We start from the raw sequence: 12,320 nt of genomic DNA, 5'->3' as shown, positions 1-12,320 counted from the left end.
TTGACCTTCCCGGAACATCGAATCCGCAGGTGGCGGTGTTACCACCGGGTCTGCTGTCACGGTCCGCACCCGATTCGTCACGCCCACCGCGACATATAGCCGTATACGGCGACCCCCGCCCACCGGTTCAGCCGGGGACGGGGATTCCGTCGTGCACGGGGCGGCTCAGCCGAGCGCGGTGCCCAACGCCTGCCAATCCAGCACCGGCGCGGCCAGGTCGCGGATCGCGGCCAGCAGCCCCAGCCGGGCCCGCTTCACGTCCGGGTCCTCGGCCATCACCAGCACCTCGTCGAAGAACGTGTTCACCGGACCGGTCAGCCCGGTCGCGGCGGCGGCGAACGCGGCCAGCCCCGTGACGCCGGCGGGCACGTCGGCCAGCGCCTTGTGCAGCGCCACCTCTGCGGGCTCCACGAGCACCTGCGGGTCGTACTCGCCCACGGTGTCCGCGGGCACGATCCGCCGCACCCGCTGCAACGCGGCGACCAGCGCGGCGAAGTCCGGGTCACCGGCCAGCCGGGTCAGGTCCGCCAACGTCGTGTCGGCCACCGCGGGCGCCTCGGCCAACGGCAGCACGGCGTTGACGAACCGGTGGTCGTGCCCGGCGTCCAACAGCTGCTGCTCGTACCGCCGCACGGTGAACTCCCAGGCCACGTCCAGCGCTTTCCCCGAAATGGCGGGCACAGACACGTTCAGCTCCTGAGCGGCCAGCGACAACGCCTTGGTCAGCGTGATGTCCTTCAACTCCGGGAACGCCCGCAGCACGCTCACCGCGCCCAACGCGGCCCGCCGCAGCCCGAACGGGTCCGAGCTGCCGGTCGGGTTGGCGCCGATGCCGAACAGCCCGGCCAGCAGGTCGAACCGGTCGGCCAGGGACAGCAGCGCGCCGGGCGTGGACGACGGCAGCGCGTCACCCGCCGAGCGCGGCAACTCCATCTCGTACAGCGCCCGCGCGACCTCCGGGGTCTCCCCCGCCCGCTCGGCGTACTCGCGGGCCATCACCCCGGCCAGGCTGGACAGCTCGATCACCATCTGCGAGCCGAGGTCGAACTTGGCCAGCGCACCGGCCCGCGCCAGGATGTCGTCGGCCGCACCCACGACCTCGGCCAGCCGTCCGGCGAGCGTCGCGATCCGACCCGCCCGGTCGGCCATCGAGCCGAGCTTGTCGGCGAACGTCAGCTTCTCCAGCCCGGCCTTCATGTCCTCCAACGGCGTGCGCAGGTCGGCACGCCAGAAGAACGCCGCGTCCTCGTACCGGGCGCGCAGCACGCCTTCGTTGCCCGCGCGGACCAGGTCGGCGTCCACCTCGCCGTTGGCCACCGCCACGAAGTGCGGCAGCAGCGAACCGTCCTGCGCGCGCACCGGCAGGTACCGCTGGTGCTTGCGCATCACGGTGGTGAGGATCTGCGCGGGCAGCTCCAGGTAGCGCTCCTCGAACGAGCCGAGGATCGGCGTGGGCCGCTCGACCAGGTTGGTGACCTCGTCCAGCACGCCGTCGAAGTCCACCACCCCGCCGACGGACGCGGCCAGTTCCTCCGCCTTGGCCACGATCGCGGCCCGCCGCAGCTCGGCCGAGGCGTCGATGCCGTGCCCCGCCAGGAAGTCCAGGTAACCGTCCGCCGTGGACACCTCCACCACGGGGACGTCGGCGGTGCGGTGCACGCGGGTCTTCGGTTCGGCGGCCAACGAGGACACCGCGACCGGCACCGGCGTCGTGCCCAGCAGGGCCAGCAGCCAGCGGATCGGGCGGGTGAACGACAGCTTGGGGTCGTTCCACTTCATGTTCTTCTCGGCGCGCAGCTCGGACACCACCTCGCCGAGCAGCCCGCTGAGCACCTCGACGGCGCCGCGACCGGGGTCGGTGCGCACCAGGGCGACGTGCTCGACGCCGTTCTCGGTGACCCGGCCCAGCGCCTCGACGTCCACGCCCTGACCGCGGGCGAAGCCCTGCACGGCCTTGGTCGGGTTGCCGTCGGCGTCGAACGCGGCGGACACGCGGGGACCGCGCACGGTCTTCTCCGCGTCCGGCTCGCGCGGCGCGACGTCCGGCACGAGCACCACGATCCGGCGCGGCGTGCCGTGCACCTCGACCGCGCCGTGCGCCAGCCGGGTCGCGCCCAGCCGGTCCGTGACGGCCTTGCCGACCGCCTCGACGGTCCGGGTGACCTCGGCGGGCGGCAGCTCCTCGGTGCCGATCTCGAACAGCAGCGTGCTCGGTTGGCCGACCTCGGCGAACGCCTCCGGCAGGGTGGCCGCGGCGGGCACCGGCGCCAGGCCCAGCGGGTGGCCCAGTTCCTCACGGCGGGCCGCCCACAGCTGGGCGACCTCGCGGGCCAGGCCGCGCATCCGACCGAACGCGCGGGCCCGCTCGGTGGTGCTGATCGCGCCACGGGCGTCGAGCACGTTGAACGTGTGCGAGCACTTCAGCACGAGGTTGTGCGCGGGCACGGGCAGCCGGGCGTCGAGCATCCGACGCGCCTCGGCGGCGTACTCCTCGAACAGCCGCTTGTTGGCCTCGACGTCGGCGTCGTCCAGGTAGTACCGGCTCATCTCGTACTCGGCCTGGCCGAACGCCTCGCCGTAGGAGATGCCGGGCGCGTAGGAGATGTCCTTGAAGTGGTCGACGCCCTGCAGCGCCATCATGATCCGCTCGATGCCGTAGGTGATCTCCACCGACACCGGGTCCAGCGACATACCGCCGGCCTGCTGGAAGTAGGTGAACTGGGTGATCTCCAGCCCGTCCAGCCACACCTCCCAGCCCAGGCCCCACGCGCCGAGGGCGGGCGAGGCCCAGTTGTCCTCCACGAACCGCACGTCGTGCGCCCGGACGTCGATGCCCAGCGCTTCGAGGCTGCCCAGGTACAGCTCCTGCGGGTCGCCCGGGTCGGGCTTGAGGATGACCTGGAACTGGGTGTGGGTCTGCAACCGGTTCGGGTTCTCGCCGTACCGCGCGTCGTCGGGCCGCACGCTGGGCTCCACGTAGGACACACGCCACGGCTCGGGACCCAGCACCCGCAGCACGGTGGCCGGGTTCAACGTGCCGGCGCCGACCTCGGTGTTGTACGGCTGCACGACGACGCAGCCCCGTTCGGTCCAGTACCTGGTCAGCGCGAGCAGCGCATCCTGCATGGTGAGCACGGTGGCAGTCTACGAACGCACCGAGTCGCTCCTCACAATCGGGTAACCGGCCTGGTCAGCCCGGTCGACACCCGGTATCACGATCACACGCACACCGCTGTGCCACGCTGTTGGCAACCCGGGCGACTCGTCGTGCGTCCATCGGGACGAACCCGGGTACTTGGGAGGAGTGGGAGTGGACAACCGGCCGCCGAGGCCAGGCGAACCCGACGGGTTCCGCAGGCGACCTGTTCCCCCTCGGAGTCCTTCCGCAGGTCAACCGCCGCGTGGCCAGGAGCCGCCGAGGCGCTCCGAGCCGCGGGAACGGGTGGAGCCGCCGCAGCGCCGTCCGGCCGGCGAACGTGGCCCCCTGCCGGGTGAACGGCCACAGCGAGCCTCCCCCGAAAGGGTGAGCCCGCCGAGGTCAGAGCGTCCCCGACCGGGTGACGAGGGTCGTCCGGCGAGGTCTGGCGACGCAGGTCGTCCGGCGAGGTCTGGCGACGCAGGTCGTCCGGCGAGGTCTGGCGACGCAGGGCGTGCGGCGAGGGCTGGCGACGCGGGTCGTGCGGCCAGGCCGAACGAGCGCGCGAGCGCCGGCAGCGAGGGCGTGGACCGGCCGAGGCCGGCCGCCGAACGCCGTCCCGGCGCCTCTGGTCAGCGCCCCGGCCAGCGCCCTGGTCAGCGCCCCGCCGCAGGTCAGCGGCCACGTCCGCCCGCCGGCCGCACCGGTCCGCCGCGCGGACGCCCGCCGGCGCGCCGGACGAGCGGCGGCGCGCTGGTCGGCCGCACGATCATCGCGTTCTTCTCGGTCGTCGTGCTGCTGGGCACCGGCTACGCGTGGGCCAACTTCCAGTCGTTGCTCAGCAACATCACTACCACTGACGTGATCAGCGAGGAAGGCGGCGGTGAGAAGCCCGCCGACGGCTCGGTGGACATCCTGATGGTCGGCATGGACAGCCGCACCGACGCCCAGGGCAACCCGCTGCCCCAGGAGATCCTGAACGAGCTGCACGCGGGCAACGAGAACGACGGCGGGCTGAACACCGACACGCTGATCCTGATGCACGTGCCGAACGACGGCGGCAAGGCCGTCGCGGTGTCGTTCCCGCGTGACGCCTACGTGCAGATCGCGGGCGGCTACGGCCGACACAAGATCAACTCGGCGTACGGGTACGGCAAGGGCGACGCCATCGAAGAGCTGAAGGCCAAGGGCGTCACCGACGAGAGGCAGCTGGAGGTCGAGTCGCGCAAGGACGGCGCGAAGAACCTCATCGGCACCATCGAGGACCTCACCGGCGTCACCATCGACCACTACGCCGAGATCAACCTGGTCGGGTTCTACGAGATCACCAAGGCCGTCGGCGGCGTGGACGTGTGCCTCAACCAGGCCACCAAGGACAGCTACTCCGGCGCGAACTTCGCCGCCGGACCGCAGAAGATCCAGGGCCGCGAGGCGCTGGCGTTCGTCCGGCAGCGGCACGGGCTGCTGCGCGGCGACCTCGACCGCATCGTCCGCCAGCAGGTGTTCATGGCAGGCCTGGCCAAGCAGATCCTGTCCGCCGGCACGCTGTCCGACCCCGGCAAGCTCAGCGCCCTGATCGACGCGCTCACCAAGTCGATCGTGCTGGACCAGGACTGGGACGTGCTGCGGTTCGCCACCCAGATGAAGGACCTGACCGGTGGGAACCTCAAGTTCGAGACGATCCCGACCGGCAACCCGGAGCTGGACACGCCCGAAGACGGCCAGGCGATCGAGGTCAACGAGCGCGACGTGAAGAAGTTCTTCAAGAACCTCAACGCCGACCCGACCGCGCAGAGCAACACCGCGACGGCCATCGACAACGCGACGGTGACCGTCGAGGTCCGCAACGCCTCCGGCATCTCGGGGCTCGCGTCGCGGGTGCTCCAGTCGCTGGTGGCGCTGAAGTTCCTCGACGGCGGCACCGCCAACGCCACGCCGATGGACACGTCGGTGGTCCGTTACGGCGTGGGCGGTGAGGCGGGCGCGGAGGCCGTCTCGCAGGCCCTGGGCGGCGGGCTGGAGTTGGAAGAGGACGCCAACGTCCCGGCCGGGCACGTCCAGGTGTTCGTCGGCGAAGACTACGACGGTCCGGGCACGCAGAGCCTCGCAGGCGCGCCGCTGGTCGGCCTGGACGGCGCACGGCGGCAGCAGCCGGACGAGACCCAGCCGCCCATCACCGCGGACGGGGTGCGCTGCGTCAACTGACCGTGATCGATCGGGGGAGCGTTCAATGGGGAACTTCATCAAGCGGTTGCGCTGGAAGCGGGTGCTGATCGCGCTCGGGCTGCTCGCCGTGCTCGTGGCCACGCCGTGGGTGTGGGTGCAGACCAGCAGCGCGTCCTACCGGCACGCGGCGGCGGACGTGCCCGAGGCGCCGGTGGCGCTGGTCCTCGGCGCGGGTCTGACCAGGTCGGGCACGCCGACGGCGTTGCTGGCCGGCCGGTTGGACGTGGCCGCCGACCTGTACCAGCGGGGCAAGGTCGAAGTCGTGCTGGTCAGCGGCGACAACAGCACCACCGAGTACGACGAGCCGAGCGCGATGCGGACGTACCTGATCGACCAGGGCGTGCCCGAGGACGTGGTCGTGGCCGACTACGCGGGCCTGGACACCTGGGACTCGTGCACGCGGGCCAAGCGGATCTTCGGCGTCGAACGGGCGACGGTGGTGACCCAGGAGTTCCACCTGCCGCGCGCGGTGGCGCTGTGCCGATCGGCGGGCATCGAGGCGTTCGGTGTGGGGCACGACACGGCGGCGCAGTGGCCGGCGCCCACCGCCTACGGGCACTTCCGGGAGGTCCTGGCGGCGGGCAAGGCCATGTGGGACGGACTGGTCGCCAAGCCGGACCCGCTCTTCCTCGGACCGCGTGAACCGGGTGTCACCAGCGCCCTGGAGCGGTGAGACTCTACTTTCGGTACCACTCAATTAGCCCAATCGGGCGTTAATTCGGACATCTCGCGTAAGCGATCGGCATGTCGCGCCTTCCATCTGCGTGGGGTCTGTCGGGGCCCCAGGGGACTGGAGGACTTGACGGTGCGGATCGACACGGCTGCGTACCAACGCGTGCTCGGTGATGAGCTGCGCAGCCTGCGCAAGCAGCGCGGATGGACCCGCAAGGAGCTCAACCGCCGACTGCAGAGCGAAATCTCGCTGCAAACGCTGGCCACGTACGAACTGGGCACCCGCCAGTGCTCGGTGGTCCGGTTGGTGGAGATCTGTGTTGCGCTGGGTGTGCCCGCGCACCAGGTGCTGGCACGTGTGCACGAACGCGTCTTCGGGGACGCGCCGGCCGGGCATCTCGCGGTCGACCTGGCCACGGTCGTCGCCGACACGCGACCGCAACTGCTGCCGCTGCGCCGCTGGGCGCAGGGCCGGCTGGCCAACCTGGTGCCCGGCCAACCGGCCGAGGTCCACCTCGACCTGCCCGCGCTGGAGTACATGGCGCAGTTGTGCCAGCTCAGCACGGTGGACCTGATCAGGACCCTGAGGGAGCTGGACAACCACCGCCCCCGGTAGCATCGGGGGACCTCTCTCCCCTGACCGTGCAGGAAGTCGCTTGCCGAACACTCCAGGTGCAGACCCAGCCCGCCTGCCGCTGCGCACCGCGGCCGCCGTGCGACTGGGCAACATGAGTTCCAAGCTGTCGCAGAAGATGGGTCTGGGCGCCGGTGGCATGATCGGCGGCCGGGTCGCGCTGCGGCTTGACCCGCAGGCGTTGGCGCACTTGACGTCCGGTCGCCAGGTCGCCCTGGTGACCGGGACCAACGGCAAGACCACCAGCACGATGATGCTCAGCCGCGCCATGTCGTTCCTGGGCGAGGTCGCCACGAACCACGGCGGCGCGAACATGCCCGACGGGCACGTGACCGCGCTGTCCAAGCAGCCCGACGCGCCGTACGCGGTGCTGGAGGTCGACGAGGGGTATTTCCCCGAGGTCGTGCGGGCCGCGTCACCGGCCGTGGCGGTGCTGCTCAACCTCAGCCGCGACCAGCTCGACCGGGTCGGCGAGGTGCGCACCATCGAGAAGTCGCTGCGCACGGCGCTGACGTCGGTGACCGGGGTCGTGGTGGCCAACTGCGACGACATCATGGTGACGTCGGCGGCCCGTGACTCGGCCAAGGTGGTGTGGGTCGCCACCGGGACGGGCTGGCACAACGACGCCGCCTCGTGCCCGCGCTGCGGCGACCCGATCCGCTGGGAAGGCGAGCACTGGCACTGCACCGGGTGCGACCTGGCCCGGCCGCGCCCCGACTGGGTGACCGGCGACGGGTACCTGGTCGCGCCGAACAGCCAGAAGGTCGAGCTGTCGCTCCGGCTGCCGGGCAAGTTCAACCAGGCCAACGCGGTGATGGCCACGGCCGCCGCGGCGGCGCTGGGCGTGCCGATCGAGGAGGCCGTGCAGCGGTTGCGCGCGGTGTCCAACGTGGCCGGTCGCTACCGGACGATCCAGCGGTCCGGGCACCGGGCGCGGTTGCTGCTGTCGAAGAACCCGGCCGGGTGGAGCGAGACGCTGACCGTGGTCCGCGAGGCCGACCACCCGGCGGTGCTCGTGATCAACGCGCAGGAGGCCGACGGGCGTGACCTGTCGTGGCTGTGGGACGTGCCGTTCGAGCGGCTGCGCGGCCGGCAGGTGATCGCGTCCGGTGAGCGGGCGACGGACCTGGCGGTCCGGTTGACCTACGCGGAGGTCGAGCACACGATCGTGCCGGACCCGTTGCTGGCCATCGACGCCATGCCGCCCGGACCGGTGGAAGTGATCGCCAACTACACCGCATTCCGCGACCTGAACGCGAGGGCCGCCCAGTGAGCACCAACAAGGTTCAGATCGCTCTCGTGCTGCCCGACCTGCTGGGCACGTACGGCGACTTCGGCAACGCGGTCGTGCTGGAGAAGCGGATGACGTGGCGGGGCATCCCCGCCGAGATCGTCAACATCCGGTTCGGCGAGCCGGTGCCGAATTCGTGCGACATCTACGTCGTCGGCGGCGGTGAGGACACCGCGCAGACGTTGGCCGTGCGGCACCTGCGGGACCACCCGGGGATGCAGCACGCCGCCGCTCGTGGCGCCGTGATCCTCGGTGTCTGTGCGGGCATCCAGATCTTCGGCGAGTCGTTCACCCGGGCCGACCAGGTCACCCACCCCGGTCTCGGGCTGATCGACTCCACCTCGCACGCGGGCGGCAGCCGCGCCATCGGCGAGGTCATCGCGACCGCCGCCGGCGGCCTGTTCGAGGGCCTGCTCACCGGCTTCGAGAACCACCAGGGCCGCACCGTCCTAGGCCCCTCCGCCCGCCCCCTCGCGCACGTCAAGGTGGGCACCGGCAACGACGGCTCCGTCGAGGGCGCCGTCCAAGGCCGAATCCTCTGCACCTACCTGCACGGCCCCGTGCTGCCCCGCAACCCCCAGATCGCCGACCTCCTGATCGAATGGGCCACCGGCACCAAGCCCGCACCCCTCGACCTCCCCGCCGTAACCCGCCTACGCACCGAACGCGCCAAATCCGCCGGCGTCCCCCTCTAACCCCCCACCCCGAACGCAGGACACACCGAACACCAACGTTGGACACACCCGCGTGTCCAACGTCCAGAACACGCGTGTCCAACGTTCGGAACACCCGAGTTGAACGTTCAGAACGCGAGAGTCGAACGTTCGGGACCGGTGAGTTCTACGTTCAGGTCAGGTCAGGCTGGGACGCGGGTGCGGCGGGCTCGGGTGAGGGTGTAGTCCTCGGCGCGCACGGTCTTGGTGCGCATCCAGTAACGCCAGGTGAAGCCGGGCCACACGGTCCGGTTGATGCCCTGCGCGTCGAGGTACCAGCTCTTGCAACCGCCCTCGGTCCACACGCCCCTGGTCAGCTTGCGCTGCAACTGCCGGTTGAACCGGGCCTGCACGTCGGGGCGCACGTCCAGCTCGTCGGCCTGGTGCCGGTCCAGCAGCTCCAGGCACTGGCGGACGTACCGGATCTGCGACTCGATCATGAACACCACCGAGTTGTGCCCCAGACCGGTGTTCGGCCCGAGCAGGAAGAACAGGTTCGGGAAGCCCGAGACCGTGATCCCGTAGTAGGTCTCGATGCCCTTCTCCCGCCACTTCCCGGCCAGGTCCACGCCACCCTTCCCGGTGACGTCCAGGTAGTCGAACGAGTCGACCACGTGGAACCCGGTGCCGTAGATGATCACGTCGACCTCGTGCTCGACGCCCGCCCGGTCCACCACGCTGTGCGCCCGCACCTCGGCGATTCCGTCGGTCACCACGTCCACGTTGGGCTTGTTCAACGCCGGGTAGTAGTCGTTGCTGAGCAGCACCCGCTTGCAGCCCAGGGTGTAGTCGGGCGTCAGCTTGGCCCGCAACGCCTCGTCCTCGACCTGACCGCGCATGTGCCGCTTGGCGATGCCCTGCGCGAACTCCATGATCTTCGGGTTCACCGCGAAGCCGAGCGCGCTCGACTCCCGCGTCCAGTACACGAGGTTCCGGTACAGCCGCTGCGTGATCGGCAGGGCCCGGAACAGCCTCTGCTCCCACGTGTTGATGGCCCGGTCGACCTTGGGCATGATCCACGGCGGCGTGCGCTGGAACAACGTCAGCCGCGCGACGTCGTCCGCGATCTGCGGCACGAACTGGATCGCGGACGCCCCCGTGCCAACCACGGCGACCTTCTTGCCCTTGAGGTCGTAGCCGTGGTCCCACTCGGCCGAGTGAAACGTCTTGCCCTCGAACCGGTCGATGCCCGGCAGGGTCGGGATGTTCGGGATGTGCAACGCCCCGACGCCCGCCACCACCGACTTCGCGGTGTACGTGTCGCCGTTCGCGGTGGTGACGTGCCAGACCTTCGCGTCCTCGTCCCAACGGGCGCCGTTCACCTTGCTGTTGAACCGGATGTACTCGCGCAGCCCGTACTTCTCGGCCACCCGCTTGAGGTAGTCCCAGATCTCCGGCTGCCGGGCGAACATGCGCGTCCAGCGCGGGTTGAGCTCGAACGAGAACGAGTACATGTGCGACGGGACGTCACAGGCGCAGCCGGGGTAGGAGTTGTCCCGCCAGGTGCCGCCGAGGTCGTTCGCCTTCTCCAGCACGACGAAGTCGCGTTCCCCGGTGCGCTTGAGCTCGATCGCCATGCCCAGGCCCGCGAAGCCCGTGCCGACGACCAGGACTTTGACCGCTCGGTGCATGCCCGTCCTCCAACGTCCGGCTACATACTCGCGAGTAGGTTACTGGAAGTAAGTTACCTTCGGTAGTCTCCGGTAGTCTCGACTTCGTGACCTCCACCGAGCCGAGCCGCCGGCGCATGCCGAAGGCCCAGCGCATGGCGCAGATGCTCGACATCGCCGAGGGCGTCTTCGCCGAACGCGGGTACCAGGCGGCGTCGATGGACGAGATCGCCGAACAGGTCGGCGTGTCCAAGCCGATGCTCTACGAGTACTTCGGCTCCAAGGAGGGCCTGCTCATCGCGTGCATCCACCGGGCGCGCGCGGAACTGCTCGACCGCACGCACCGGGCCTTCACCGGCACGGAAGGGCCGGAAGAGGCGATGCGGCACGGCCTGATGGCGTTCTTCGAGTTCATCGGCGAGCACAAGCAGTCGTGGGCGTTGCTGCGACAGGAGGCCGCGATCACCGTGCCGTCGACCGTGACGGAGGTCGAGGGCATCCGGCGGCAGCAGACCGACCTGATCGCGGCGGTGATCACGGGCTTCTCCTCCGACGTGGACCCGGTCGAGGCGGAGGCGTTCGCCGAGGTCATCGTGGGTTCGGCGGAACGGCTGGCGCTGTGGTGCGAGCGCAGGCCCGAGGTGGGACCGGCGCTCGCGACCAGGTACATCATGGACGTCGTGTGGAAGGGCGTGGCTAGCCGGCTCACGGCCTGAGATCACGCGCGCCGGCGGCTGAGCAGGACCATCAGCGTGCCAGCGAGCATGTCCTGCCCGCGAGCCACGTCGAGCACGTAGGGCGGCACGTGGGGGGTCCCACGACGGTTCGGCCGACGCCACACCGGGCGCCGCCAGCACCCCCGAACGCCAGGCACACTGCAACGGTCGAACGACGACTCATCAAGACCTCCCGGACCAAAGATTTGCTCCATATGGTCTGCCGGAAAGTCCGCAACCTCGCGTTATCGATCAAGCACTCCGAGTACATCCGTTTCGTGACCACCTCTTCGGATTGCCACGCGCAGGGGACCCGAGCACCGGACACGAAACCACACCTCCGAAGGAACACTCCTCACTCGATGGAAGGACAGAGCACGATTTCGCCGCCGAACGCCGGTCAGATGGGTAAGTACGACGGACGAAAGGCCGAGGCATGTCCACACTCACCATCACCGCGAACTACCGGCGCGATGGCGACGATTGGGCGAGATCGCGGTCGGGTGCACCGACCGGCTGTCGCACACCTGCTGAACGGCGACGCGTTCGTGTTCTCGGTGGCCTACCTGCCCACCCCCGCGCGGACCTCCCGCCACCACCCCAACGGGTGAAACCGAAGCGAGTACCGCTCATGAGCAGGTGATCGAAGTCTGAACCCCGGGCGCCGCGGCCTAGGATGTCCGGCCAAAGGCGACAGGAGCGCAAAATGGCCACACCGGTGTACAGCGGGCCGGCACGGACCCCACAGCGAGGCAGACCGAGGGACGCCAGCCGGGACGACGCGCTGCGGCAGGCGGCGCTGGAAGTGATGGCCGAAGTCGGCTACCGGGCGTTGACGATGGACGCCGTCGCGGCACGCGCCCGTGCGGGCAAGGCGACGATCTACCGGCGGTGGGAGTCCAAGCTCGACCTGGTCATCGACACGTGCACACAGCTGGCGCAGCAGAACCTGGCCGAGCCGGACACCGGATCGCTCGGCGGCGACCTGCGGGAGTTCCTGAGCGCGTTCGCCGCGTTCCTGTCCGGCCCGATCGGCAAGGCGGCGCAGGCGCTGGTCGGCGAGCTGCCGCACGAGCCGGAGCTGGCGGCGGCGTTCCGCGACACGTTCCTCATCGCGCAGCGCGACGTGCTGCGCCGCATCCTGGAGCGCGCCGAGGAACGTGGCGAACTGCGCCAGGACGCGCCGCGCGGCATGGCGGTCGAAATCGCGGGCGCGGCCCTGATCTACCGGTTGATGCTCACCGGTGACCCATTGGACCTCGCGTTCGTGGACCGCGTGGTGGATCAGGTGCTGCTGCCCCTCGTCGCCAAGGGGCATTAGG

9 protein-coding genes are annotated in these 12,320 nt (G+C 70.2%); 7 read left to right on the top strand and 2 right to left on the bottom strand.

From position 1 onward, the window contains the following. Positions 1-165: 165 nt before the first annotated feature. Positions 166-3,126, bottom strand: a complete 2,961-nt coding sequence (locus ALI22I_RS27640) for a glycine--tRNA ligase (protein WP_077008661.1) — start codon at positions 3,124-3,126, stop codon at positions 166-168. 595 nt (positions 3,127-3,721) lie between these two features. Here ALI22I_RS27640 and ALI22I_RS27635 point away from each other — a divergent pair. The 5 genes from ALI22I_RS27635 to ALI22I_RS27615 all read left to right on the top strand — a co-directional run bounded on the left by ALI22I_RS27635 (position 3,722) and on the right by ALI22I_RS27615 (position 8,654). Then, the gene (locus ALI22I_RS27635) at positions 3,722-5,341 is read left to right on the top strand and encodes an LCP family protein (protein ID WP_238598599.1); all 1,620 of its coding nucleotides are present in this window, start codon (positions 3,722-3,724) and stop codon (positions 5,339-5,341) included. Between the two features lie 25 nt (positions 5,342-5,366). Beyond that, a complete protein-coding gene (locus tag ALI22I_RS27630) occupies positions 5,367-6,035 on the top strand; it encodes a SanA/YdcF family protein (protein WP_077008466.1) in 669 nt (222 codons plus the stop codon). Positions 6,036-6,167: 132 nt separating this feature from the next. Next, entirely contained in the window at positions 6,168-6,650 is a 483-nt protein-coding gene (locus ALI22I_RS27625) for a helix-turn-helix domain-containing protein (RefSeq protein ID WP_077008465.1), read from the top strand. A gap of 40 nt (positions 6,651-6,690) precedes the next feature. After that, positions 6,691-7,941, top strand: a complete 1,251-nt coding sequence (locus ALI22I_RS27620) for a MurT ligase domain-containing protein (protein ID WP_077008464.1) — start codon at positions 6,691-6,693, stop codon at positions 7,939-7,941. Continuing rightward, complete coding sequence (locus ALI22I_RS27615) at positions 7,938-8,654, top strand: type 1 glutamine amidotransferase (protein ID WP_077008463.1); 717 nt, start codon at positions 7,938-7,940, stop codon at positions 8,652-8,654. The genes ALI22I_RS27620 and ALI22I_RS27615 overlap by 4 nt, the downstream gene beginning before the upstream one ends. Positions 8,655-8,815: 161 nt before the next feature. Here ALI22I_RS27615 and ALI22I_RS27610 read toward each other — a convergent pair whose 3' ends face one another. Further along, positions 8,816-10,303, bottom strand: coding sequence for a flavin-containing monooxygenase (locus ALI22I_RS27610; RefSeq protein WP_077008462.1), 1,488 nt, complete (start codon positions 10,301-10,303; stop codon positions 8,816-8,818). 86 nt (positions 10,304-10,389) lie between these two features. On the opposite strand from ALI22I_RS27610, the gene ALI22I_RS27605 reads away from it, so the two are divergent. Together ALI22I_RS27605 and ALI22I_RS27600 are read left to right on the top strand one after the other, a co-directional pair. Continuing rightward, positions 10,390-10,998 carry a TetR/AcrR family transcriptional regulator gene (locus ALI22I_RS27605; RefSeq protein WP_238598598.1) on the top strand — a complete coding sequence of 203 codons (609 nt, stop codon included), beginning with the start codon at positions 10,390-10,392 and terminating at the stop codon, positions 10,996-10,998. 706 nt (positions 10,999-11,704) lie between these two features. Further along, positions 11,705-12,319 (top strand): TetR/AcrR family transcriptional regulator, encoded by a 615-nt coding sequence (locus tag ALI22I_RS27600; RefSeq protein WP_077008461.1) that lies wholly within the window; start codon positions 11,705-11,707, stop codon positions 12,317-12,319. The last annotated feature ends 1 nt before the right edge of the window (position 12,320 follow it).

It is taken from the genome of Saccharothrix sp. ALI-22-I (assembly GCF_001984175.1).
GTDB lineage: Bacteria > Actinomycetota > Actinomycetes > Mycobacteriales > Pseudonocardiaceae > Actinosynnema.
Note: the sequence above shows the minus strand (reverse complement) of the source record. Positions and strands in the feature narration are given on the sequence as shown.